A 24,761-nucleotide genomic window follows, 5' to 3' on the forward strand; every position below is an offset into this window, starting at 1 on the left:
GCCGTTCGAAGTGCTGACCAATGGCCGATATACCGAACGCTCAATCCCCCACTCCCCAGAGAGCCGCGGAGTATCCATGTCACGCACCGCCCGGAACCGCGCCCGCCTCGGACTCGGTCTCACCGCGACCGCACTCCTGACGGCCGCAGCCCTCCTCCCGGTCCCCGCACACGCCGAGGGCGTCACCGACTACACGATCACCGTCGACCCGCAGGCCCGGGGCGCCGAGATCGGCGACACGATGTACGGCGTCTTCTTCGAGGACATCAACCGGGCCGCCGACGGCGGTCTGTACGCCGAGCTGGTCCAGAACCGGTCCTTCGAGTACTCCACCGCCGACAACGGCTCCTACACGCCCCTGACCTCCTGGACGACCGCCGGCACGGCCCAGGTGGTGAACGACTCCGGCAGGCTGAACGAACGCAACCGCGCCTACCTCTCCCTGGGCGCGGACTCCTCCGTCACCAATGCCGGCTACAACACCGGCATCCGCGTGGAGCAGGGCAGGCGCTACGACTTCTCCGTCTGGGCCAGGGCGGAGAGCGGCACCACCCTCACCGTCACGGTCAAGGACGCCGCCGGCGCGCTCGCGACCGCCCGCCGGGTCGCGGCCCGGGGAGACTGGGCCCGGTACAGGGCCACCTTCACCGCGACCCGCACCAGCAACCGGGGCAGGCTCACCGTCGCCTCCTCCGCCCCCGCGGCCCTGGACATGGTGTCCCTCTTCCCGCGCGACACCTACCGGAACCAGCCGAACGGACTGCGCAAGGACCTCGCCGAGAAGATCGCCGCCCTGAAGCCCGGCTTCGTCCGCTTCCCCGGCGGCTGTCTGGTCAACACCGGCTCCATGGAGGACTACAGCGAGGCCTCCGGCTGGCAGCGCAAACGCTCCTACCAGTGGAAGGACACGATCGGCCCGGTCGAGGAACGCGCCACCAACGCCAACTTCTGGGGCTACAACCAGAGCTACGGCCTCGGCTACTACGAGTACTTCCGCTTCGCCGAGGACATCGGCGCGATGCCGCTGCCCGTCGTCCCGGCCCTGGTGACCGGCTGCGGCCAGAACCGAGCCACCGACGACGAGACGCTGCTCCAGCGGCACATCCAGGACACCCTGGACCTCATCGAGTTCGCCAACGGCCCGGCGGACTCCACCTGGGGCAAGGTGCGCGCCGACATGGGCCACCCCAAGCCCTTCGGACTCACCCACATCGGCGTCGGCAACGAGGAGAACCTGCCGCGGGAGTTCTACGCCCGCTTCGAGCGGTTCCGGGCCGCAGTCGAGGCCAGGTACCCGGGCATCACCGTGATCTCCAACTCCGGCCCCGACGACTCCGGCACGGTCTTCGACACGGCCTGGCGGCTGAACCGCGAGGGCGGCGTCGCCATGGTGGACGAGCACTACTACAACAGCCCGCGGTGGTTCCTGCAGAACAACGACCGCTACGACTCCTACGACCGGGGCGGCCCCGCCGTCTTCCTCGGCGAGTACGCCTCCCAGGGCAACGCCTGGAAGAACGGCCTCGCCGAAGCCGCGTTCATGACCGGCCTGGAGCGCAACGCGGACATCGTCGAACTCGCCTCGTATGCGCCGCTGCTCGCCAACGAGGACTATGTCCAGTGGTCGCCGGACATGATCTGGTTCAACAACCACGCGTCCTGGGGCTCGGCCAACTACGAGGTCCAGAAACTGTTCATGACCAACGCCGGCGACCGGGTCGTCCCCTCCGAGGCGAGCACCACTCCCGGGGTCAGCGGCCCCATCACCGGCGCGGTCGGCCTGTCCACCTGGGCGACCAGCGCCGCGTACGACGACGTGTCGGTGACCGCCGCGGACGGCTCGACGCTCCTGGCCGACGACTTCTCCGGCGGCGCCGGCCAGTGGACCCACAGCGGCGGCGGCAGCTGGAGCGTCCAGGACGGCCAGTACGTCCAGACCGACGAGGCCGCCGAGAACACCCTGGTCACCGCCGGTGATCCGGCCTGGCGCGACTACGACCTGCGGGTGAGGGCCACGAAGAAGGCCGGCAAGGAAGGCTTCCTCGTCGCCTTCGGCGTCCAGGACACCGGCACCTACTACTGGTGGAACCTCGGCGGCTGGAACAACACTCTGTCCGCCGTCGAGCAGGCCGCCGACGGCGGAAAGTCGACCCTGATCTCCCAGGCCGGCTCGATCGAGACGGGCCGCGCCTACGACATCGAGGTCAAGGTGCGTGGCCGTCACGTGACCCTCTACCTCGACGGTCAGGAGTGGGGCAGCTTCACCGACGACAAGCCGGCCGAGCCGTTCCGCCAGGTCGTCACCCGGGACGCGACGTCCGGTGACCTGATCGTCAAGGTCGTCAACGCCCAGCCGGCCGAGGCCCGCACCGCGATCGACCTCGGCGGCGCGAGGGTCTCCTCCCGGGCCCGGGTGACCACCCTGGCGGCCGACCCGGACGCCGTGAACACCGAGACCGACACCCCGGTCACGCCGGTGACCTCCACTTTCAGGGGTGTGGCGGACAAGTTCACCTATACGTTCCCGGCGCACTCGGTGACGTTCCTGCGGATCGGGCGGAAGTAGGGCCGTCCGGCAGACGGAGCGGACCGCCGTCCCGGACGGCGGTCCGCTCCGCCTGCCATTGCATAAACCTGCGGTGGAGCGTATAGTCATGCCGTCTAGGAGGAGGTTCCATGACGGTACGTGTGGCGGTGGCCGGAGCGAGCGGATATGCGGGCGGGGAGGTGCTGCGTCTGCTGCTCGCCCACCCCCGGGTCGAGATCGGAGCGCTGACCGGCAACACCAACGCCGGCCAGCGACTGGGCGCGCTCCAGCCGCATCTGCTGCCGCTCGCCGGCCGGGTGCTGGCGGAGACCACCGCGGAGGTGCTCGCCGGGCACGACGTCGTGTTCCTCGCGCTGCCGCACGGGCAGTCCGCCGCCGTCGCCGAGCAGCTCGGCGAGGACGTCCTCGTGATCGACATGGGTGCCGACTTCCGGCTGAAGGACGCCGCCGACTGGGAACGGTTCTACGGCTCACCGCACGCCGGTACCTGGCCTTACGGCCTGCCCGAACTGCCGGGCGCCCGCGCCGCGCTGGAGGGGTCCAGGCGTGTCGCGGTGCCCGGTTGCTACCCCACCGCCGTCTCCCTCGCCCTCTTCCCGGCGTACGCCGCCGCCCTCGCCGAGTCCGAAGCGGTGATCGTCGCCGCCTCCGGAACCTCCGGGGCGGGCAAGGCGGCCAAGCCGCATCTGCTCGGCAGCGAGGTCATGGGCTCCATGTCGCCGTACGGCGTGGGCGGCGGGCACCGGCACACCCCCGAAATGATCCAGAACCTCAGCGCGGCGGCCGGCGAGCGGATCTCCGTCTCCTTCACCCCGACCCTCGCGCCGATGCCCCGCGGCATCCTCGCCACCTGCACCGCGAAGGCCAAGCCGGGCGTCACCGTCGAGTCCGTGCGCGCCGCCTACGAGAAGGCCTTCGCCGACGAGCCGTTCGTCCACCTCCTCCCCGAGGGACAGTGGCCGGCCACCGCCTCCGTGTACGGCTCCAACGCCGTGACGGTGCAGGTCGCGTACGACGAGGCCGCGGGCAGGATCATCGCGATCAGCGCCATCGACAACCTGACCAAGGGCACCGCGGGCGGTGCCGTCCAGAGCATGAACATCGCCCTGGGTCTCGACGAGACCACCGGGCTGACGACGATCGGAGTTGCGCCGTGAGTGTGACGGCAGCACAGGGGTTCACGGCGGCGGGCATCGCCGCCGGGATCAAGGAGAACGGCAACCCCGACCTGGCCCTTGTGGTCAACAACGGCCCCCGCCGCGCCGCCGCCGGCGTCTTCACCTCCAACCGCGTCAAAGCCGCCCCCGTGCTCTGGTCCGAGCAGGTACTCAAGAGCGGGCAGCTGACCGCCGTGGTCCTCAACTCCGGTGGCGCCAACGCCTGTACGGGGCCGAAGGGCTTCCAGGACACCCACGCCACCGCCGAGAAGGCCGCCGAGGTGCTCGGCATCGGCGCGGGTGACGTCGCCGTCTGCTCGACCGGGCTCATCGGCGTGCTGCTCCCCATGGAGAAGCTGCTCCCCGGCGTTGGTGCCGCCGCCGCCCAGCTGTCCGAGCACGGTGGTGAGAAGGCCGCCATCGCCATCAAGACCACCGACACCGTCCACAAGACCTCCGTCGCCACCGGGGACGGCTGGACCGTCGGCGGCATGGCCAAGGGCGCCGGGATGCTCGCCCCCGGCCTCGCCACCATGCTCGTCGTCCTCACCACCGACGCCGACCTCGACAGCGAGTCCCTGGACAGGGCCCTGCGCGAGGCCACCCGGGTCACCTTCGACCGCGTCGACTCCGACGGCTGCATGTCCACCAACGACACCGTGCTGCTGCTCGCCTCCGGCGCTTCCGGGGTCACCCCCGGGTACGGGGAGTTCGCCGAGGCCGTCCGTGCCGTCTGCGACGACCTCGGTCAGCAGCTCATCCGGGACGCCGAGGGCGCGGGCAAGGACATCAAGGTCGAGGTGATCAACGCCGCGACCGAGGACGACGCCGTCGAGGTGGGCCGTTCCATCGCCCGCAACAACCTCCTCAAGTGCGCCATCCACGGCGAGGACCCCAACTGGGGCCGGGTGCTCTCCGCGATCGGCACCACGAAGGCGGCCTTCGAACCCGACGAGCTCAACGTCGCCATCAACGGCGTCTGGGTCTGCAAGAACGGCGCCGTCGGCGAGGACCGCGACAAGGTCGACATGCGCTACCGCGAGGTCCACATCGTCGCGGACCTCGCCGCCGGTGAGGCCACCGCCACCATCTGGACCAACGACCTCACCGCCGACTACGTCCACGAGAACAGCGCGTATTCGTCATGACCAACACCACGCGTAAGCACACCGCGCTCCCCAAGGCCCAGATCCTCGTCGAGGCGCTGCCCTGGCTGACCCGGCACCACGGCAAGACCGTCGTCATCAAGTTCGGCGGCAACGCCATGGTCGACGAGGAGCTGAAGGCCGCCTTCGCCCAGGACGTCGTCTTCCTGCGCCACGCCGGCCTCAAGCCGGTCGTCGTGCACGGCGGCGGCCCGCAGATCAGCCGGGCGCTCGACCGGCATGGCATCGTCAGCGAGTTCAAGGCCGGCCTGCGCGTCACCACCGAGGACGCCATGGACGTCGTACGCATGGTCCTCGCCGGACAGGTGCAGCGGGAGCTGGTGGGGCTGCTCAACCGGCACGGACCGCTCGCCGTGGGCCTCACCGGCGAGGACGCGCACACGCTCACCGCCACCAAGCACCAGCCCCGCGTCGACGGCGAGCTGGTCGACATCGGGCGGGTCGGCCAGATCACCGACATCGACACCGGCGCGATCGAGGCCCTGCTCGCCGACGGACGTATCCCGGTCGTCTCCTCGATCGCCCGCAGCCAGGACGACCACCACGTCTACAACGTCAACGCCGATACGGCGGCCGCGGCCCTCGCCGCCGCCCTGGGCGCCGAAACCCTCATGGTCCTCACGGACGTCGAGGGACTCTACGAGGACTGGCCGGACTCCGACGAGGTGATCAGCCGTCTCACCGCTTCCCAGCTGGAGAAGCTCCTGCCGGAGCTGTCCTCGGGCATGGTGCCCAAGATGGAGGGCTGTCTGCACGCCGTACGCAACGGGGTGAACACGGCCCGCGTCATCGACGGCCGGGTCCAGCACTCGATCCTGCTGGAGATCTTCACGGACGAGGGCATCGGCACGATGGTCGTGCCCGACGAACAGGGGGATTCGTGAGCAACGAAGAGCTGACCCGGCGGTGGCAGGGCGCGCTCATGAACAACTACGGCATCCCGCGACTGCCGCTGGTGCGCGGCGAGGGCGCGCGGCTGTGGGACGCCGACGGCAAGGAGTACGCCGACTTCGTGGGCGGCATCGCGGTCAACGCGCTCGGCCACGCCCACCCGGCGGTCGTCGAGGCCGTGAGCCGGCAGATCGCCTCCCTCGGCCACGTCTCCAACCTGTTCGTCGCCGAGCCGCCCGTCGCGCTCGCCGAACGGCTCGTCCAGCTCTTCGGCCGCGAGGGCAGGGTCTACTTCTGCAACTCCGGCGCGGAGGCCAACGAAACCGCGTTCAAGATCGGCCGGCTGACCGGACGGACCCATATGGTCGCCACCGACGGCGGCTTCCACGGCCGCACCATGGGCGCCCTCGCGCTCACCGGCCAGCCCGGCAAGCGGGAGCCGTTCCTGCCGCTGCCCGGAGACGTCACACACGTCCCGTACGGCGACGCGCAGGCGCTGGCCGCGGCGGTCACCGAGAACACGGCACTCGTGATCATCGAACCGATCCAGGGCGAGAACGGCGTCGTGGTGCCCCCGCCCGGGTATCTGAAGGCGGCCCGCGCGATCACGGCGGCCACGGGCGCGCTGCTGGTCCTGGACGAGGTGCAGACCGGCGTCGGACGGACCGGTAACTGGTTCGAGTACCAGGCGCACGAGGGCGTCCTGCCGGACGTCGTCACGCTGGCGAAGGGGCTCGGCGGCGGGCTGCCGCTCGGTGCCACGGTCGCCTTCGGACGCGCGGCCGATCTGTTGCGTCCCGGCCAGCACGGTACGACCTTCGGTGGCAACCCGGTCGCCTGTGCCGCCGGACTCGCCGTTCTCGACACCATCGAGAGCGAGGGGCTGCTGGAGAACGTCAAGCGGCAGGGCGAGAAACTGCGCGCCGGGATCGAGGCGTCCGGCCACGCCTTGATCGACCACGTCCGGGGCGCGGGACTCCTCCTGGGTATCGTGCTCACCGAGCCGCTCGCACCCCAGGTGCAACAGGCGGCTCAGGACGCCGGATTCCTCGTGAACGCGCCGGCCCCCGATGTGGTACGGCTCATGCCGCCGCTGACCCTCGGGGACGACGCGGTGGACGCCTTCCTCGGGGCGCTGCCCGGCATCCTCGACGAGGCCGGCGGCGCGGGCGGGGAAGGACGATCCGGAGAATGAGACGACGATGAGCCAGGAGCAGGAGCAGCACGCCGGACCTGCCGTGCCGCAGACGCGCACCGCGCGCCACCGCCGGATCGTGGACATCCTCAACCGGCAGCCGGTGCGGTCGCAGAGCCAGCTGGCGAAGCTGCTGGCCGACGACGGGCTGAGCGTCACCCAGGCGACGCTCTCCCGCGATCTGGACGAGCTCAACGCGGTGAAGATCCGCAACACCGATGGCGATCTGATCTACGCGGTGCCGAGCGAGGGGGGATTCCGCACGCCCCGTGCGCCGCTGGGCGGGTCCGCCAAGGAGGAGCGGATGCGGCGGCTCTCGCAGGAGCTGCTGATCTCCGCGGAGGCGTCCGCGAACCTCGTCGTCCTGCGTACTCCGCCGGGTGCGGCGCAGTTCCTCGCCTCGGCGATCGACCAGGCCGAACTGCACGACATCCTCGGCACGATCGCCGGCGACGACACGCTGATGCTGATCAGCAGGGAGCCGGCGGGAGGTCAGGCCCTGGCCGACCACATGCTCCGCCTGGCGCAGAACGGTCACTGAACGGGACGGCCGGGTGGGCCCGCCGACCGCGGGCCGGTCGGTGGCTGTTCGCGCAGTTCCCCGCGCCCCTGGGTTGCCTGCAGCTGCGGGGGGCTGTAGGGGACGGCTTGGTGGGTCTGTCGGCTGGGGGCGGGTGGGTGGCTGTTCGCGCAGTTCCCCGCGCCCCTGGGTTGCCTGCAGCTGCGGGGGACTGAAGGGGACGGCACGGTGGTTCAGTCGGCTGGTGGCCGGTCGGTGGCCGCTCGGTGGCCGTTCGCGCGGTTCCCCCGCAGCCGCGGGCAATCGTGCCGCAGGGGCGATGGGGGTCCCCCCCGCTCGAGCGAAGCCGAGAGTGGGGGAGGGTGGGCGCGGCGGCACCCCGCAAACGCGGGTACGTGAAACCCCGCCCGGTACCTCAGCAGCAGCGCGGCTCACTACGCGGCACCGCTCACCCCAGCCACCCCGCCAGGCCCCCCGTACACCGCACCTCGTCACCCGCGGTGATCAGCAGCCCTTCGACCCCCGGCAGTGACTCCAGCCACCGCAAGCCCTCCCGCGACCCCATCGCGAACGCCGCCGTCGCCCAGCAGTCCGCCCACGTCAGCCGCGGCGCGACCACGGTCACGGCGACCAGATCGGTCACCGCCGACCGCCCCGTGCGCGGGTCGACGATGTGATCCCCCCGCTCGGCGGTCCCGGACGTCGCCACCGCCAGCTCGGCCGCACCCGCCGCGGAGACCACGGCGGCGAGCCCACCCGGCCGCAACGGATCCGACACCCCGACCCGCCAAGGCCGCCCCGCCCCCGGCGCCCCCAGCAACTGCACGTCACCGCCCCCGTTGACGCTCACCCCCGTCGCCCCCGCCGCGGCGAGTCGGCGCGCCGCCCGTTCGGTGGCCCAGCCCTTGACGATCCCGGTCGGGTCGAGCCGGCCCCGGTAGCGCGCACTGAACCAGCCCTCGCTCACCCGCTCCGCCTCCGCCGCCAGCTCCAGTACCTCGGCGACCTCGGGATCGCATTCCTCGACGCCCAGTTCGCCCCGCGCAAGACGGGAGATCTGGCTGTCGTCGCGGTACGTGCTGAACACCTCGTCGACCCGGTGCAGCCCCGCGACGGCGTCCTCCACCGCCGCGCGCACCGCGACGGGTTCCCCGCCGCGGACGTCGAGGGAGAAGACGGTCCCCATCGTCTCCTCCGCATGACGTACCGCGGCGGGAGCCTCGGCCGGTTCTGCCACCGTGTCAGCCACCGGCCTTGTCCAGGGCCGACTGAAGGGACTGTTTGTACCCGGCACTGGTGTACGTCGCCCCCGACACGGCGTCGATCTCCGAGCTGCCGGCGGCCACGGCGGCCTGGTTGAGCTTCGGTACGGAGTTGGAGGTGATCTGGTCGCTCTGGCCGCCCTTGGGTGCCTGGACCGCCTCCGCCTGGGTGATCTTCCCGCCGCTGACGGTGATCCTGACCTGGACCGGCCCGTACTGCGTCTGCGCCACGTCACCGGTGACGGTCCGCGCCTGCGCCTCACCGGCGTCCCCGCCGCCCGAACCGGAGGAATCCGCGGGTCCGGCCGCCGCCCGCGCCTTGTCCAGCGCGGACTGCAACGACTTCTTGTACCCGGCGCTGGTGTACGTGGCGCCCGACACCGCGTCGATGTCCGCGCTCTGCGCCGCCACGGCGGCCTGGTTGAGCTTCGGTACGGAGTTGGAGGTGATCTGGTCGCTCTGGCCGCCCTTGGGCGCCTGGACCGCCTCCGCCTTGGTGATCTTCCCGCCGCTCACCGTCAGACGGACCTGGACCGCGCCGTACTCGGTGTTCGACGCGTCCCCGGTGATGGTGCCGTCACCGATGGGCTGGGAGCCGCCCTGCGGGGACTGGGCCGCCGCGGGCGGGGCTCCGCCGGCGGCCTGGGCCGCGCCAGGATCGGACGCCGGCTTGAGCGACAGCAGCAGCACGATCCCGGACACGGTGGCGGCGGTCGCGAGCACGGTGCGCCGGACGGGGTGACTCTTCCTCATCGCTTCTCAAGCTCCTGATGGGTGTGGATGACCCGGGTGATAGGCAGTGCAAGGCACCGGAGGCCCGTCGCTCACATCTCGAACGACTCGTGATGGATACGGCGGGCGGGGACCCCGGCGCCGCGCAGTGCGTCGTACACCGACTGTGCGAACCCGGGCGGCCCGCACATGAAGACGTCGTGGCGGTCGACGTCCGGAATCTTCCGGCGCAGACTCTCCGCCGAGATGTCCGGGCGTTCCCCGTCGGGGCTGTTCACCGCGTACATCAGCCGCGCCCCCCGCTCGTCGGCGATCTTGGCCAGCTCGCCCCACAGCGCCAGGTCCTGCGTGCTGTTGGCCCGGTAGAGCAGCGTGATGTCACCGGCGGCGCCGGGCAGCGTCTCGAACAGCGCCCGCATCGGCGTGATCCCGACCCCGCCCGCCACCAGCAGTACCTTGCCGCGGCTGCGGCGCTGCGCGGTGAGCGCCCCGTACGGGCCCTCCGCCCACACCCGTGTGCCGGGCTCCAGCTCGCGCAGCCGGGACGTGTGGTCGCCGATCGCCTTCACCGTGATCCGCAGCATGTCGGGGCGGGGGGCCGCCGACAGTGAGTAGGGGTGGGAGCTGAAGCGCATGCCGGGTGCCAGGAACCGCCAGCGGAAGAACTGCCCGGCCTCCGCGCCCATCCGGTGCAGCCTGCGTCCGCTGATCAGCACGGACACGATGCCCGGCGTCTCCTCGATCACCGCCGCGACACGCATCCGGTGCCGCATGTTCAGCCGGATCGGGGTGATCACCCGGTACCACAGGACCAGCGCGGTGACGACGCCGTAGAGCCCGTACCAGAAGGTCTTGGCGGCCGGCTCGACGGCGAACTCGTTTCCGGTGGTGATCTGGTGCCAGAACGTCAGGAACACCGCCGCGTAGGTCAGCAGGTGCACGTGGTACCAGCCGTCGTACGGCAGACGGCGCCGGATCGGGCCGATGGAGAGGAAGGCGATCACGAACAGCAGCCCGGTGCCGATGGCGGCCTTGCCCATGTCCGGCAGCGTGTTGATGGAGGTGATGGTCTGCTGCACGATGTCGCCGAGGCTCTTGCCCGCCTGACGGGCGTAGCCCCACATGATGAGGAAGACATGGGCGATGACCAGGCTGACGGTGTACCGCCCGCTCATCGCGTGCCAGCGGGCGACCCGGTCCGAACCCACCCGGCGTTCCAGCGCGGGCACGCGTGCCATCTGGAGCACCACCAGGGCCATCAGGTAGCCGCCGAGCAGACCGGTGATCCGGCCGGCGGCGATGATCTTCCCGGTGGTGTCCGCGATGGACGGTGTGTTGGTCCACCACAACCACAGCACGGCCACCGCGCCCGCGGCCACGGCGAGCAGCAGGGGCACGGCGGGGGAGCGGCGCGGACGGATGCGGCGCATCGTCTGGCGTCGGGCGGCACGGCCGCCGGCGAGTGTGGTGGTCACGGGTTCCTCCGTGGGGACTTGACCCTTGGCCCACACATACGTGCCGTCACGCCTGCGCGTTCAGAGGACTTACCGGTTCAGTACCGGGTGATCGCCGTGCGTCCGCCCGTCGTGCCGATCGCGAGGTGCGGTGTCCGTCGGGGATCGGCCCAGCGCAGGATCTTCCGCATCGTGTCCTTCGGTACGGACACGCACCCCGCCGTCGCCCCGCGCCCGTTGACGTGCAGAAAGATTCCGGCGCCCCGGCCGCGCACCGGACGACGGTAGTTGAAGTCGACGACGAGGGCGTGGGCGTACTGCGTGCGGTAGGTGACCAGGTGCTCGGCCTGGGCGGCGCGGCAGTCGGCGGCCCTGGGCTCGCTCCAGCGGTTGTAGGAGCGCGAGTCGTTGTCCTGGCACCACCAGGAGTCCCGCCGTACGGGACGGTAGGTGTACGTCGTCCCGCGGGGGGCCGCCTCGATGCCGAAGGCGTACGGCAGGCCGTACAGCCCCGTGGGGGTGGTGTTCGTGCCCTGCCGTCGGCCGGTGCCCTCGGCCAGGCCCGCGGCCCCGAAGCGGGCCGGCGCGGAACCGGCCGCCACCCAGCGGCCGCCCTTGCGGTCCCACCAGGTGAGGGTGCCGGAGGTCGAGCCGGTCCCCGGCGCCACCGCGGTGATCAGCTGGGTGCCGCCCCCGGTGTCGGCCATCCGCTCCGGCAGCGTCGACGGCGGCCTGCCGCCGGTGCCGAGCGTGAGCAGGGACAGGGACACGAGGACGGCGGCGGGGGCGACACCTGGGCGCATGGCTCAGACGGTAGACGGGGGCAGCGGCAACGGCAGCCCGGGCAGTCCGTCCAGGCTCCTCGCGATGTGCTCCTTCTTGGTGAAGTACGCGTCGAGCGAGGCGTCGTCCTCCCGTGCGAACCGCTTCGCGTGCAGATCCCGTTCGCTCTCGTACGCCATGAAGGGCACGGCGTATCCGCAGGTGTCGCGGATCAGTTCGGCCGTCACGACGACGACGGCCCGCAGACCGTGGGTGGTGTGGTCGATGTCGGGGAATCGGGCGAGCAGTTCGGGGAAGCGCGGGTCGTCCCGGAAGACGGGCTCCCCGCGGCCGTGCACGCGCACGATGTTCGGCGGCCCCTGGAAGGCGCACCACATCAGGGTGATGCGGCCGTTCTCCCGCAGATGGGCGATGGTCTCGGCGTTGGAGCCGGCGAAGTCGAGGTAGGCCACCGTGAGCCCGTCGAGGACCACGAAGGAGCCCTTGAGTCCCTTGGGTGAGAGATTGACCGTGCCCTCGGCGGACAGGGGCGCGGTGGCGGTGAAGAAGACCGGCTGTTCCTCGATGAACGTACGGAGGCGGCCGTCTATGCGCTCGTAGGTCTTTCCCATGTCGAACCATTATGGGCGCAGGTCTTTCGGCTGTCTAAGGAAATATGCGTGTGCCGCCCCGGCCGGCGCGTGGACGGGGCGGCACACGGCGCCTGTCACCTCACTTGTCGAGCGTGCAGGCGGCCAGGGAGTCCAGTCCGGCGGGGCGTTCGGCGGTGCGGCCGATGGCGGTGGCGATGCGGTTGATGGCGGCGACGCGTTTGTCCTCGAGGGGGCCGAGGATGGCGTTCTGGACGAAGTTGGGTCCGCCCTGTCCGACGGTGTCGACGAGTCGCTTGTTGGCCTCGTTGATCTGTTGGTCGAGGTCGCCGAGGTTGCGGGTGACCTCGGCCTGTGCGGAGGCGGGGATCGAGGGGAGCTCCGGGGCCACGTCGGGGCAGGAGATCGTGCCCGGTCCCGCCAGTGTCCGCGCGTCCGCCCCGGCGCCGTCTCCGGACGACTCGCCGGCGAGCGCGGTACCGGCGATCACCGCGCCGGTCAGCGCCACCGCGGCGGCGCCGCCGATGAAGCCGACGCGGCGCTTGTTGTACTTCGGAAGAGCCCTGGACATGCGGATGCCTCACTCGGGGTCGGGGGTGTCTCGGGTGTCCCGCCGGGCGGGACGACGCGGCGCCTGCGTCGGGGAGGGATACGGGAAAGCGGTTGCGCGTGTTCAGGCGCCGGCCGAAATCCGGTCGCAGCCGACCGGAATCCCGGCCTCCGAAGAGGCGGATTGACGAATCATGCGGACTCCTGCATACTCATGCATATCAGCGAATGCACTGTGAGGAGAAACCCGTGACCGAGCGCGTCGTACTCGCCTATTCAGGCGGTCTGGACACCTCCGTCGCCATCGGCTGGATCGCCGAGGAGACGGGCGCCGAGGTCATCGCCGTTGCGGTCGACGTCGGCCAGGGTGGCGAGGACCTGGACGTCATCCGCAAGCGCGCGCTCGCCTGCGGCGCCGTCGAGGCCGCGGTCGCGGACGCCAGGGACGAGTTCGCCGACGAGTACTGTCTCCCGGCGATCAAGGCCAACGCCCTCTACATGGACCGCTACCCGCTGGTTTCCGCCCTGTCCCGGCCGACCATCGTCAAGCACCTCGTCGCCGCCGCGCAGAAGCACGGCGCGACCACCGTCGCCCACGGCTGCACCGGCAAGGGCAACGACCAGGTCCGTTTCGAGGCCGGCATCGTCGCCCTCGCCCCCGACCTCAAGTGCATCGCCCCGGTCCGCGACTACGCCATGACCCGCGACAAGGCCATCGCCTTCTGCGAGGCCAAGGGCCTGCCGATCGCGACCACCAAGAAGTCGCCGTACTCCATCGACCAGAACGTCTTCGGGCGCGCCGTCGAGACCGGCTTCCTCGAGGACATCTGGAACGCGCCGATCGAGGACGTCTACGAGTACACGCAGAACCCGGCCGTCGCGCGTGAGCCCGACGAGGTCGTCATCACCTTCAAGGAGGGTGTGCCGGTCGCCATCGACGGCAAGCCCGTCACCGTCCTCCAGGCGATCCAGCAGCTCAACGAGCGCGCCGGCGCCCAGGGCATCGGCCGGATCGACATGGTCGAGGACCGTCTCGTCGGCATCAAGTCCCGCGAGGTGTACGAGGCGCCCGGCGCCATCGCCCTGATCACGGCCCACCAGGAGCTGGAGAACGTCACGGTCGAGCGCGAACTGGCCCGCTACAAGCGCCAGGTCGAGCAGCGCTGGGGCGAACTGGTCTACGACGGCCAGTGGTTCTCCCCGCTCAAGCGCGCCCTGGACGGCTTCATCACCGAGGCCAACCAGCACGTCAACGGCGACATTCGGATGACCCTGCACGGCGGTCGCGCGGTCGTCACCGGCCGGCGCTCGGAGTCGTCCCTGTACGACTTCAACCTCGCCACCTACGACACGGGCGACACCTTCGACCAGGCCGCGGCGAAGGGCTTCATCGACATCTACAGTCTGTCGTCGAAGATCGCCGCGAAGCGCGACCTCGCCTGACCGGCCGACGATCTCACACGCATCAGCAGGACAGCCGGAACCTTCGAGGAGCACGCAAGTGAGCAGCAACAGCGGTGACGTACGGCTCTGGGGCGGCCGTTTCGCCGACGGTCCCGCCGAGGCCCTGGCGAAGCTGTCCGCGTCCGTCCACTTCGACTGGCGGCTCGCGCCCTACGACATCGCCGGCTCGCGTGCCCACGCGCGAGTGCTGCACCGGGCGGGGCTGCTCACCGAGGACGAGCTGACCCGGATGATCGCCGGCCTCGACCACCTGGAAGCGGACGTCGCCGACGGCTCCTTCGTGGGCACCATCGCCGACGAGGACGTCCACACCGCCCTGGAGCGCGGCCTGCTGGAACGGCTCGGCCCCGACCTCGGCGGCAAGCTGCGGGCCGGCCGCTCCCGGAACGACCAGGTGGCCACCCTCTTCCGGATGTACCTGCAGGACCACGCCCGCACCCTCGGCGGTCTGATCGCCGACCTCCAGGACGCGCTGACCGGCCTCGCCGAAGCCCACCCGGACGTGGCCATGCCCGGCCGCACCCACCTTCAGCACGCCCAGCCGGTGCTCTTCGCCCACCACGTCCTGGCCCATGTCCAGGCCCTGTCCCGGGACGCGGAGCGGCTGCGCCAGTGGGACGAGCGCACGGCGGTGTCGCCGTACGGCTCGGGCGCGCTGGCCGGCTCCTCGCTCGGACTGGACCCGGAGGCGGTCGCCGAGGACCTCGGCTTCGAGCACGGCAGCGTGGCCAACTCCATCGACGGCACCGCCTCCCGGGACTTCGTCGCCGAGTTCGCCTTCATCACCGCGATGATCGGGGTGAACGTCTCCCGGATCGCCGAGGAGGTCATCATCTGGAACACGAAGGAGTTCTCCTTCGTGACCCTGCACGACGCCTTCTCCACCGGCTCGTCGATCATGCCGCAGAAGAAGAACCCGGACATCGCCGAGCTGGCGCGCGGCAAGTCGGGCCGCCTCATCGGCAACCTGACCGGCCTGATGGCCACGCTCAAGGCCCTCCCGCTCGCCTACAACCGCGACCTCCAGGAGGACAAGGAGCCGGTCTTCGATTCCATCGACCAGCTGGAGATCCTGCTCCCCGCCTTCACCGGCATGATGGCCACCCTCACCGTGCACCGCGAGCGCATGGAGGAACTGGCCCCGGCCGGCTTCTCCCTCGCCACCGACATCGCCGAGTGGCTGGTGAAGCAGGGCGTGCCGTTCCGTGTCGCGCACGAGGTGGCCGGCGAGTGCGTCAAGGTCGCCGAGGCCGAGGGCAAGGAACTGGACGAACTGACCGACGAGCAGTTCGCCGAGATCTCCGCCCACCTCACCCCGGAGGTGCGCTCGGTGCTCAACGTCCCCGGCGCCCTGGCCTCCCGCAACGGCCGCGGCGGCACGGCCCCGAGCGCGGTCGCGATCCAGCTGGCCGAGGTCAAGGCGGACCTGATGGTCCAGCACGCCTGGGCCGGCGTGAAGAAGCGGTAGGGCGACGCCCTCCAGGGGCGCGGGGAACTCCGCGACCGGCCACGACGCCGCCGCACGCGCCGCAGCCCAGCACGACCCGAGTTCCCGAGGCGCCCCAGTTGGCGGAGGTCAAGGGCGGACCTGGCGGTCCAGCACGCCTGGGCCGACGGGAAGAAGCGGTAGGGCGGCGCCCTCCAGGGGCGCGGGGAACTGCGCGACCGGCCACAACGGCGCCGCACGCGCCGCAGCCCAGCACGACCCGAGTTCCCGAGGCGCCCCAGTTGGCCGAGCGCAGCGGCACCGCAGGCTACGTTGGTCGGAACGCCGAACCGGACCGACCGACGGAGCCCGCGATGCCCTTCGCCCGACTGGCGACAGCGACCACCCCCACCTGCCACATCGGCCTCGGCCTCGCCGCCCTCGGCCGCCCCGGCTACATCAACCTCGGCCGGGACCACGACCTCGGGGAGGACCGCGGCGTCGAGGCGCTGCGCACTCGCACGCACGAACTCCTCGACGCCGCCTACGCCCAGGGCGTGCGTTACTTCGACGCGGCCCGCTCCTACGGCCGCTCCGAGGAGTTCCTCGCCGACTGGCTGAAGAACCACCCGGACGCCGCCGACATCGTCATCGGCAGTAAATGGGGCTACACCTACACCGCCGACTGGTCGACCGAAGCCGAGCGGCACGAGGTCAAGGACCACTCCCTCGCCGCCTACGAGCGTCAGCGCGCCGAGACCGACGCGCTCCTCGGCGACCGGCTCGACCTGTACCAGATCCACTCGGTGACCCCGGACAGCCCCGCCCTCGCCGACAAGGAACTGCACGCCCGGCTCGCCGAGGCCGCGGCGCAGGGACTCACCGTCGGCTTCTCCACCAGCGGTCCGGCCCAGGCGGACGCCATCCGCGCGGCCCTCGCCGTCACGGTCGACGGCGAACCCCTCTTCCGTACCGTGCAGTCCACCTACAACGCCCTGGAGACCTCCGCCGGGCCCGCGCTCGCCGAGGCCCGTGACGCAGGGCTTACGGTGATCGTCAAGGAGGGCATGGCCAACGGCCGGCTGGCCGCGCCGAACGCCCCCGCGCCGCTGCGTGCCGTCGCCGACGAGACCGGCCTCGGCCCCGACGCCGTCGCCCTCGCGGTCGTGCTGCGGGAGCCGTGGGCCGGCGTCGTCCTCTCCGGCGCGGCGACCACCAGCCAGCTGGCCTCCAACCTGCATGCCGCCGTCGTCGACCTCACCGACGACCAGATGTCCCGCCTGGCCGCCCTGGTCGAGGAGCCTCAGGCCTACTGGGAGCGGCGCGGACAGCTGCCCTGGCACTGAGCGACCAGCCACCGAAAGACGCCCACGCGATGAGACGCGTACGCCTTGGATGAGACATTCATGTCTCACATGCGTTATCGTCGTCTCATGGCTGTCGACCGTGATCATGTGCTGCGCAGCGCAGCCGCCCTGCTGACCCGTAAGTCCACCGCGACCATGGACGAGGTCGCCAGGGCCGCCGGGATCAGCCGCGCCACCCTGCACCGGCAGTTCGCCGGGCGGGACGCGCTGGTCCGGGCGCTGGAGGCGCTCGGCATCGCGGAGTGCGAGGCCGCCCTGGAGGCGGCCCGGCCCGACGAGGGGCCGGCCACCGACGCCGTACGCCGCCTGGTCGCCGGGATCGAACCGCACGCCGGCCTGCTCGCCTTCCTCTACTCCGAGAACCAGCTGTTCGAGGGCGAGGAGCAGAACGAGGACTGGGCCAAGATCGACGAAAGCATCGCCGGCCTGTTCCGGCGCGGACAGGCGAGCGGAGAGTTCCGCATCGACCTCACCCCGGCCTGGCTCACCGAGGCGCTCTACGGACTGCTGGCGGCCGCCGCCTGGGCGGTGGCCGAGGGCCGCGTGGCCCCCAACGACTTCACCCACATGATCGTCGAGCTGCTGCTCGGCGGCGCACGACGCACCGGCGACGACGCACAGAGGAACGCATCATGACCAGCACCCTGCGGCCCGAGACCACGACCGAGGAGGTGCAGCGCCCGGGCCGGTGGCTCGCGCTCTCCGTCCTGGTGCTCGCCGTGCTGCTGGTGGCCGTCGACGCGACCGTCCTCGGCCTGGCCACCCCCTACATCAGCGAGGACCTCGCGCCCACCGGCAGCCAGCTGCTGTGGATCGGTGACGTCTACTCGTTCGTCATCGCCGGTCTGCTGGTCTCCATGGGCAGCCTCGGCGACCGCATCGGCCGCAAGCGGATCCTGCTCTACGGCGCGACCGCCTTCGGCGCGATATCCGTGCTCAACGCCTACGCGCACACGCCCGAGTTGATGATTCTCGCCCGGGCCCTGCTCGGCGTCGCCGGCGCCACCCTGATGCCGGCCACCCTAGCCCTGATCCGCAACCTCTTCCACGACCCCCGCGAACGCAGCCTCGCCATCGGCATCTGGGGCGCGACCGCTTCCGCGGGCACCGCCGTGGGGCCGGTCCTCGGCGGTTTCCTGCTCGAACACTTCTGGTGGGGCTCGGTCTTCCTGATCAACCTGCCGGTCATGGCCGTCCTGGTGGCCGTCGGTATCAAGCTGCTCCCCGAGTCGCGCACCGCGCATCCCGGCCCGTGGGATCTGGCCAGCGTGGTCCTGTCACTGGTCGGCATGATCGGTGTCGTCTACGCGGTGAAGGAGATAGCGGGCCACGGCCTCTCCTGGCCCGCCCCGGCCGCCGGACTGCTGGGTGCCGCGGCCCTGTACGGCTTCGTACGCCGGCAACTCACGCTCCCGGCACCGCTGCTGGACATGCGGCTGTTCCGGCACCGCGGATTCAGTGGCGCCGTGCTGGCCGACCTGCTGACCATCCTCGGGCTCTCCGGGCTGGTGTTCTTCCTGTCGCAGTACCTGCAACTCGTCCAGGGCCGGGGCCCGTTCGAGGCGGGTCTCGCCGAACTGCCCGCCGCGATCGGAGCGGTGACGGCCGGCCTGGTTGCCGGCCGGGCCGCCCGACGCTTCTCCGTGCGCTCCGTCGTCACCGGGGGCCTGGCCGCCATTGGTCTGTCCCTGGCCGCCCTCACGGTGATCGGCCAGTCCACCGGATACCCGCTGCTCGGAGCGGCCCTGCTGGTCGTGGGCCTGGGCGCCGGCTTCTCGTTCACGGTGACCGCCGACGTGATTCTCTCCAGCGTCCCCAGGGACCAGGCGGGCGCCGCTTCCGCCGTCTCCGAGACGGCGTACGAACTCGGCGCGGCGCTCGGCATCGCCGTGCTCGGCTCGATCGTGACGGGTGTCTACCGCGACTTCACCGGCCCGGCGGGCACCCCGGCCGAGGCCCACGAGTCCCTGGGCGGCGCGGTGGAGGCGGCCTCCCGCCTGCCCGTCGAGATCTCCGGGCCGATGCTGGACGCGGCCCGCCAGTCCTTCGTGGACGGCCTCACCCTGGCGGCCGGCACCGGCGCGACGGTCCTCCTGGCAGCTGCCGCCGCCGCCTGGTTCATGCTCCGCGACCAACACCTGGACACAACCGACTGATCACCCTACCCAGGGGACACGGCGAACTGCGCCCCGCCCCCAACGCACCCGCGCCAAAAAGAAGCGGCTGATCACCCCACCCAAGGGGCGCGGGGAACTGCGCACCCAGCCCCAACGCACCCGCGCTGACAAAACGACCGGCTGGTCAGCCCACCCAAGGGGCGCGGGGAACTGCGCACCAAGCCCCAACGCACCCGCACGCCACCCCAGTTGCCCGCACCCACACCCACACCCGCACAAGCCCAGCGCAGCGCTACGCGGCCTTTGCCTTGCTCGCGTACATGTCCACATACTCCTGCCCCGACAGCCGCATCACCTCGGCCATCACCGAGTCGGTGACCGCACGCAGGACATAACGGTCGCGGTCCATGCCCTCGTAGCGGGAGAACTCCATCGCCGCGCCGAAGCGGACCGTGACCTTGCCCGGACGGGGCAGACCCGCCCCGCCCGGCTGGAGCCTGTCCGTGCCGATCATGGCGAACGGCACCACCGGCGCGCCGGTCATCAGGGTGAGCCTGGCGATACCGGTACGGCCCCGGTACAGACGGCCGTCGGGGGAGCGGGTGCCCTCGGGGTAGATGCCGAACATCCTGCCCTCCTCCAGCACCCGGCGCCCGGTCATCAGCGCCGCCACGCCGCCCCGGCCACCGTCGCGGTCGACCGGGATCATGCCGACGCCCGTGAAGAACCACGCCATCAGCCGGCCCTTGAGGCCCTTGCCGGTGACGTACTCGTCCTTGCCGATGAAGACGACCTGACGGTCGCAGACGAGCGGCAGGATCATCGAGTCGATGAAGGTCAGATGGTTGCCGGCCAGGATCACGGGGCCGTCGCCCGGGATGTTCTCCGCGCCCTCCACCTGTGGGCGGAACATCAGGCGCATGATCGGACCGAGCACTGCCTTGATGAGCGCGAAGCGGGACAACGGGCCCTCCGGTGGGAAGCGGACGTGGGTGAATGCCGTATGAGTCTGTGCAGGTGAGGACATTACTCGCGGCCCAGGGGGTTGCGCACATCGGGATCGTGCGAGTTCACCCAGGTCTTACTCACTCTTGACCCGGGCTCATCTGCGGCGGCCGCCCGTAAGCGGGGCGCAACACGGCCGTCACGCTGTGACGGAAGTCGCCCGGAGCCGCACACCGCAGGAGTGCCCCCGCGCGCCGGACCCAATCGGACGTGCCGTCACATCCCCGCCGGAATACGACAGACGTACGTCATCCGTATGAGGTGCGTACGACATCCAACCTCACCCATGTGTTCGGCCCGGGGTCTCCCGTCCGTCATCGACGCGCACCTACGATCGGCCCGCACCGGACGAGCACACCAGGAGGGCACTCATGGCGACGCGGGAGTCGAACGAACAGGCGGGCGGAACCGGACGGCGAGCCCTCCTCGGAGCGGCCGTGCTCGGCGCCTCTGGGCCGGTCCTGGCGCTGGGCGGCACCGCGAGCGCCGCCGGCACCCGGCGCGGCGACGGCCGGGGGCTGAAGAGCCTGCCCGTGCCGACGATCATCGGGCACCGCGGGGCGAGCGGCTACCGGCCCGAGCACACCCTCGGCGCCTACCAGCTCGCCCTCGACATGGGCGCCGACATCATCGAGGCCGGCGACCTCGTCCCCACCAAGGACGGTCACCTCGTCTGCCGCCACGAGCCGGAGATCGGCGGCACCACGGACGTCGCCGACCACCCCGAGTTCGCAGGCCGCCGCACCACCAAGACACTGGACGGCGTCTCGGTCACCGGCTGGTTCACCGAGGACTTCACCCTGGCCGAACTGAAGCGGCTGCGCGCCGTCGAGCGCATCCCCGCCAACCGGCCGCACAACACCCTCTACAACGGGCGCTGGGAGATCCCCACCTTCGAGGAGGTGCTGCGCTGGCAGGACGAGCAGACCCGCAAGCGAGGCAAGCAGGTCTGGATCTACCCCGAGACCAAGCACCCCACCTACTTCCGGGGGCTCGGCCTGGGGCTGGAGGAGCGGATCGCGAAGATCCTGCGCAAGCACCGCAAGGACCGCCGGAACTCGCCTGTCATCCTCCAGTCGTTCGAGCCGACCGGCGTGCAGCGGCTGAGCCGGCTCGTCGACAACCCGCTCGTGGTGCTCCTGTCCAGTGCGAACAGCCGCCCCTGGGACTTCGTCGAGTCCGGCGACCCGCGCACCGTCGCCGACCTCGTCACCCCCGAGGGTCTGAAGGAGATCGCCTCCTACGCCCAGGGCATCGGCCCCACCCTCGACCTGATCATCCCGCGCGACGCCGGCGGCAGGCTCACCCGGCCGACCACCCTGGTCCGCGACGCCCACCGGGCCGGACTGATCCTGCATCCCTACACGATGCGCAACGAGAACCCCTTCCTGCCCGCCGACTTCCGCCGTGGCACCGACCCCGACGCCTACGGCGACGTCTTCGGCGCCTACCGGGCGTACTTCGCCACCGGCATCGACGGCGTCTTCACCGACAACCCCGACACCGGGCTGCTGGCCCGTGAGGACTTCGTCAACGACTGACCTGATTCCCCCCGGTAGGGGTGAGTTCGCGCCGCTCCGGGCAACCATGTCCGGAGCGGCCGGGTCGTTGCGCGTATGACACCCGAACCGGTCATGGCGTACGAACTGGTCGTCTCCCTCCGTCCGCTGCTCAGTGCGGAGGCCGCCGCCGAGGCGCCCGGTTGCGGGGCCGAACCCGACGACCTTGAACAGGCGGTCTGGCTGCATCTGCTGGAGCGGCTCGGCGCCGGTGGCCCGCCGCCCGACCCGCCCGGCTGGCTGCGCCACGCCGTCCGTGCGGAGGCCCGCCGCGCCCGCCGCAGGGTCCGCCGGGAAACGGTGCTGACCGTGGAGCCCGCCGACACCGGCCGTCACGATCCCGAACGCCTCGCGCTCGCCGCCGCCCGCCGCCTCGCCCTGCGGGACGCCGTGCGCCGGCTGCCCGGCCGCTGCCCCCGGCTGCTGGCGGCCCTGCTGTCGCCGCACGATCCGACATACCGGGATATCGCGGGGGAGTTGGGTATCTCACAGGGCAGCATCGGCCCGGAACGTTCCAGATGCCTGGGATGTCTGCGGCGATTGCTCACACCGGTGGTTGCGGCGCGCTGAGGAGGGGGATAGGAGTGAGGGACAACAGGTGATCAGGTGAGCGGGAGGCATGCGCACATGGGCATGAGTGTGACCATCTCTGCGGCGGCCGAGCAGGACGCGGAGCAGATCTTCAGGTTGCAGTACCTGTGCTTCCAGGGTGAAGCGGCGCTCTACGGCAACTACCGCATCGACCCCCTGGTCCAAACCCTCGACTCGGTGCGCGAGGAGGTCGCCGGCGACTGCGTCTTCGTCGCCCGCCTCGGTGACGAGATCGTCGGCTCGGTGCGCGGCAGGATCACCGAGGACGGCGCGGCCGCGATCGGCAAGCTCTGCGTACACCCTCGTCTTCAGGGGCACGGCATCGGTGCCCGTCTGCTCAGGGCCGCGGAGACCGCCCTCGCCGGCGAGCGCGGCGCCAGGACGTTCCGGCTGCACGCCGGACACCGCAGCGAGAGCAACCTGGGGCTCTACAGCAAGGTCGGCTACCAGCGGGTGGGCACGTCCAAGGGCGCGGACGGCGTACCGATGATCGTCCTGGAGAAGAGGACGGAGGCGTACGCGGCGACCGCCTGAGGAAGACGTACCTGAGGAAGACGTGCGCGACGGCGGCCCGGTCAGGCCCCGGTTCGCCGGGGCCGCGCGGTGCGCAGCCAGTACAGGGCGGTCAGGGGCAGCAGCACGGGAATGAAGAGGTACCCCATCCCGTAGTCCGACCACACGGTCGCGTCGGGGAAGGCGGACGGCTCCACCAGGGTCCAGGTGCCGATCGTCAGGACGCCCACGAGCTCGGCGGCGCAGCACACCAGCGCTGCCCTGCGGGCCGTCTCCCCGCCGCGCACCAGGGTGTACGTGATGAAGCCGTAGACCAGCCCGGCCAGCGCCGAGAGGGTGTACGCGAGCGGCGCCCGGCCGAACTCGGTGGCGATCTGGTACGCGGAGCGCGACACCGCGCCGACGACCATCACCCCGTACAGCCAGACCAGCAGCAGCCCGGGTCCGCCGATCAGCCGGGTGCGGCCCGGCTTCTCCCGCGTCTTCTCCTGTGCCGTGGCCATCTCAGCCTCCCCAGATGTCGTAGAGCCGCACTTCGAGCACCGCCAGCACGACACCGCTCGCGGCGACCGTCAGCGACCCCCAGCGGGAGCGCTCGCCCAGCGACAGGAACCCGGCCGCCGGGACGCACGCGAACGAGCCGAGCAGATACGCCACGAAGATCGTCGTGCCCTGCTCCGGCTTCTCGCCGCGGGCCAGTTGCGCGATCCCGACGATCAGCTGGACCAGTGCCAGCAGGGTGACCACGGCCATCCCGATGAAGTGCCAGTCCTTCGTCGGCTGATCACGGTAGGCGGCCCACCCGCACCAGGCGGCGAGCAGCAGCGCGGCGGCACCGGTCACCACCGTCAGGACGTCAAGCATGGCAGCGACCTTATTACGCCCCGGAACCCCCGCCGCCCCCGCCCCCGACCCCGCCCCCGCAGCCCCCGCCCCCGTCGGTGCCCGGTCCGGTACGCACCGGCCCGGCGCGGTCGGCCCGTAAGGTCGATGGCATGACCATTCATGCGCAGGCCCTGCTGTTCGACAACGACGGAACCCTCGTCTCCTCCCTGGTGTCCGTGCAGCGCTGCTGGACGCGGTGGGCCGGGGAGTACGGCGTCACGGCCGAGCAGTTCGGGCGGATCGAGCTGCACGGACGGCCCGCCGCCGAGATAGCCGCAGACCTGCTGCCCGCCCCTGTCGTGCCGGAGGCCGTCGCCCGGATCGAGGACCTGGAGGTGGAGGACGTACCGCACGGCGGTGTGCGGTTGCTGCCCGGTACCAGGACCTTCCTCGACGCGCTCCCGGCCGAACGCTGGGCCGTGGTCACCTCCGCCACCCGGCGACTGGCCGAGGCCCGCCTCGGTGCCGTGGGCATTGCGCCCAAGACGCTCATCGCCGCCGACGACATCACCCGCGGCAAGCCCGACCCCGAGCCCTATCTCCTTGCCGCCCGCACCCTCGGTGTCGACCCCGCCCACTGCGTCGTCTTCGAGGACGCCCCGGCCGGGCTCCAGGCCGGCCGCGCCGCCGGTATGAGGACCGTGGCCTTGGCCACAACCCACCGGGCCCACGAGCTGACCGCCGACCTCGTCGTCGAGGACCTCTCGGCCTTGTCCGCACTGGTCACGGACGCGGGAGTGGAGATCGCCGTGCGCCCCTGACGTGCGCATACCACTGTCCACGGCTGTCCACTATACGGACAGCCGTATCCGGTCAGGAGCGAACCTCTGCTTTACTGACCGCATGACCACGACGAGCGACCGCATTCCTGCGACCGAGGCGACCATGCCGCCCGGTGCTCGTTGTATGTGTCCGTGCCGAATGCGCGCCTTCTAGAGGGCCCACGCACCATCTGAGCCTCGCGCCCCGAAGCGAGAGCCGGCCGCT

24 protein-coding genes are annotated in these 24,761 nt (G+C 71.1%); 15 read left to right on the top strand and 9 right to left on the bottom strand.

Annotated features, from left to right (window positions below; genetic code table 11):
- The first annotated feature begins 76 nt into the window (after positions 1-76).
- From ACIF9R_RS01150 to ACIF9R_RS01175, 6 genes are all read left to right on the top strand, one after another.
- Positions 77-2,566, top strand: a complete 2,490-nt coding sequence (locus ACIF9R_RS01150; protein WP_399972546.1) for an alpha-L-arabinofuranosidase C-terminal domain-containing protein — start codon at positions 77-79, stop codon at positions 2,564-2,566.
- Between the two features lie 110 nt (positions 2,567-2,676).
- Positions 2,677-3,705 (top strand): N-acetyl-gamma-glutamyl-phosphate reductase, encoded by a 1,029-nt coding sequence (gene argC, locus ACIF9R_RS01155; protein WP_399972549.1) that lies wholly within the window; start codon positions 2,677-2,679, stop codon positions 3,703-3,705.
- Positions 3,702-4,853: a bifunctional glutamate N-acetyltransferase/amino-acid acetyltransferase ArgJ gene (gene argJ, locus ACIF9R_RS01160; protein WP_399972551.1), complete on the top strand. Its 1,152-nt coding sequence runs from the start codon at positions 3,702-3,704 to the stop codon at positions 4,851-4,853. Before argC ends, argJ begins: the two co-directional genes overlap by 4 nt.
- The gene (gene argB, locus ACIF9R_RS01165; protein WP_399972554.1) at positions 4,850-5,755 is read left to right on the top strand and encodes an acetylglutamate kinase; all 906 of its coding nucleotides are present in this window, start codon (positions 4,850-4,852) and stop codon (positions 5,753-5,755) included. The genes argJ and argB overlap by 4 nt, the downstream gene beginning before the upstream one ends.
- Entirely contained in the window at positions 5,752-6,957 is a 1,206-nt protein-coding gene (locus ACIF9R_RS01170; protein WP_399972557.1) for an acetylornithine transaminase, read from the top strand. The genes argB and ACIF9R_RS01170 overlap by 4 nt, the downstream gene beginning before the upstream one ends.
- Before the next feature lie 7 nt (positions 6,958-6,964).
- A complete protein-coding gene (locus tag ACIF9R_RS01175; protein WP_399972560.1) occupies positions 6,965-7,498 on the top strand; it encodes an arginine repressor in 534 nt (177 codons plus the stop codon).
- A gap of 427 nt (positions 7,499-7,925) precedes the next feature.
- Here the strand turns inward: ACIF9R_RS01175 and ACIF9R_RS01180 are convergent, their stop codons facing one another.
- The 6 genes from ACIF9R_RS01180 to ACIF9R_RS01205 all read right to left on the bottom strand — a co-directional run bounded on the left by ACIF9R_RS01180 (position 7,926) and on the right by ACIF9R_RS01205 (position 12,869).
- A complete protein-coding gene (locus tag ACIF9R_RS01180) occupies positions 7,926-8,663 on the bottom strand; it encodes an FAD:protein FMN transferase (RefSeq protein ID WP_399973022.1) in 738 nt (245 codons plus the stop codon).
- 55 nt (positions 8,664-8,718) lie between these two features.
- Positions 8,719-9,492 (bottom strand): FMN-binding protein, encoded by a 774-nt coding sequence (locus ACIF9R_RS01185; protein WP_399972563.1) that lies wholly within the window; start codon positions 9,490-9,492, stop codon positions 8,719-8,721.
- Between the two features lie 71 nt (positions 9,493-9,563).
- Positions 9,564-10,946, bottom strand: a complete 1,383-nt coding sequence (locus tag ACIF9R_RS01190) for a ferric reductase-like transmembrane domain-containing protein (protein WP_399972565.1) — start codon at positions 10,944-10,946, stop codon at positions 9,564-9,566.
- A 77-nt stretch (positions 10,947-11,023) separates the two neighbouring features.
- Positions 11,024-11,728 (bottom strand): L,D-transpeptidase, encoded by a 705-nt coding sequence (locus tag ACIF9R_RS01195; protein ID WP_399972568.1) that lies wholly within the window; start codon positions 11,726-11,728, stop codon positions 11,024-11,026.
- 3 nt (positions 11,729-11,731) lie between these two features.
- Positions 11,732-12,319 (bottom strand): pyridoxamine 5'-phosphate oxidase family protein, encoded by a 588-nt coding sequence (locus tag ACIF9R_RS01200; RefSeq protein ID WP_399972571.1) that lies wholly within the window; start codon positions 12,317-12,319, stop codon positions 11,732-11,734.
- Positions 12,320-12,419: 100 nt separating this feature from the next.
- A complete protein-coding gene (locus ACIF9R_RS01205) occupies positions 12,420-12,869 on the bottom strand; it encodes a hypothetical protein (protein ID WP_399972574.1) in 450 nt (149 codons plus the stop codon).
- 227 nt (positions 12,870-13,096) lie between these two features.
- Here ACIF9R_RS01205 and ACIF9R_RS01210 point away from each other — a divergent pair, with 227 nt between their 5' ends.
- From ACIF9R_RS01210 to ACIF9R_RS01230, 5 genes are all read left to right on the top strand, one after another.
- On the top strand, positions 13,097-14,290 hold the full coding sequence (locus tag ACIF9R_RS01210) for an argininosuccinate synthase (RefSeq protein WP_399972576.1): 1,194 nt from the start codon (positions 13,097-13,099) through the stop codon (positions 14,288-14,290).
- Positions 14,291-14,348: 58 nt separating this feature from the next.
- Positions 14,349-15,779, top strand: coding sequence for an argininosuccinate lyase (argH, locus tag ACIF9R_RS01215; protein WP_399972578.1), 1,431 nt, complete (start codon positions 14,349-14,351; stop codon positions 15,777-15,779).
- A 332-nt stretch (positions 15,780-16,111) separates the two neighbouring features.
- On the top strand, positions 16,112-17,083 hold the full coding sequence (locus ACIF9R_RS01220) for an aldo/keto reductase (protein ID WP_399972581.1): 972 nt from the start codon (positions 16,112-16,114) through the stop codon (positions 17,081-17,083).
- Positions 17,084-17,170: 87 nt separating this feature from the next.
- Positions 17,171-17,740: a TetR/AcrR family transcriptional regulator gene (locus ACIF9R_RS01225; protein WP_399972583.1), complete on the top strand. Its 570-nt coding sequence runs from the start codon at positions 17,171-17,173 to the stop codon at positions 17,738-17,740.
- The gene (locus ACIF9R_RS01230) at positions 17,737-19,260 is read left to right on the top strand and encodes an MFS transporter (RefSeq protein WP_399972586.1); all 1,524 of its coding nucleotides are present in this window, start codon (positions 17,737-17,739) and stop codon (positions 19,258-19,260) included. The genes ACIF9R_RS01225 and ACIF9R_RS01230 overlap by 4 nt, the downstream gene beginning before the upstream one ends.
- Before the next feature lie 253 nt (positions 19,261-19,513).
- Here ACIF9R_RS01230 and ACIF9R_RS01235 read toward each other — a convergent pair whose 3' ends face one another.
- Entirely contained in the window at positions 19,514-20,185 is a 672-nt protein-coding gene (locus tag ACIF9R_RS01235) for a lysophospholipid acyltransferase family protein (protein ID WP_399972589.1), read from the bottom strand.
- Between the two features lie 412 nt (positions 20,186-20,597).
- Here ACIF9R_RS01235 and ACIF9R_RS01240 point away from each other — a divergent pair, with 412 nt between their 5' ends.
- The 3 genes from ACIF9R_RS01240 (at position 20,598) to ACIF9R_RS01250 (ending at position 22,910) form a co-directional block, all read left to right on the top strand.
- On the top strand, positions 20,598-21,767 hold the full coding sequence (locus ACIF9R_RS01240) for a glycerophosphodiester phosphodiesterase (RefSeq protein WP_399972591.1): 1,170 nt from the start codon (positions 20,598-20,600) through the stop codon (positions 21,765-21,767).
- A 75-nt stretch (positions 21,768-21,842) separates the two neighbouring features.
- On the top strand, positions 21,843-22,355 hold the full coding sequence (locus ACIF9R_RS01245) for a sigma-70 family RNA polymerase sigma factor (RefSeq protein WP_399972594.1): 513 nt from the start codon (positions 21,843-21,845) through the stop codon (positions 22,353-22,355).
- A 57-nt stretch (positions 22,356-22,412) separates the two neighbouring features.
- Positions 22,413-22,910 (top strand): GNAT family N-acetyltransferase, encoded by a 498-nt coding sequence (locus ACIF9R_RS01250; protein ID WP_399972597.1) that lies wholly within the window; start codon positions 22,413-22,415, stop codon positions 22,908-22,910.
- 41 nt (positions 22,911-22,951) lie between these two features.
- Here the strand turns inward: ACIF9R_RS01250 and ACIF9R_RS01255 are convergent, their stop codons facing one another.
- Together ACIF9R_RS01255 and ACIF9R_RS01260 are read right to left on the bottom strand one after the other, a co-directional pair.
- Positions 22,952-23,392, bottom strand: a complete 441-nt coding sequence (locus tag ACIF9R_RS01255; RefSeq protein WP_399972600.1) for a hypothetical protein — start codon at positions 23,390-23,392, stop codon at positions 22,952-22,954.
- 1 nt (position 23,393) lies between these two features.
- Complete coding sequence (locus ACIF9R_RS01260; protein WP_399972602.1) at positions 23,394-23,753, bottom strand: hypothetical protein; 360 nt, start codon at positions 23,751-23,753, stop codon at positions 23,394-23,396.
- 131 nt (positions 23,754-23,884) lie between these two features.
- Here ACIF9R_RS01260 and ACIF9R_RS01265 point away from each other — a divergent pair, with 131 nt between their 5' ends.
- Positions 23,885-24,535: an HAD family hydrolase gene (locus tag ACIF9R_RS01265; protein ID WP_399972604.1), complete on the top strand. Its 651-nt coding sequence runs from the start codon at positions 23,885-23,887 to the stop codon at positions 24,533-24,535.
- The last annotated feature ends 226 nt before the right edge of the window (positions 24,536-24,761 follow it).

Origin of the sequence: Streptomyces sp. NPDC086080 (assembly GCF_044540255.1) — a bacterium.
Taxonomy (GTDB): domain Bacteria; phylum Actinomycetota; class Actinomycetes; order Streptomycetales; family Streptomycetaceae; genus Streptomyces.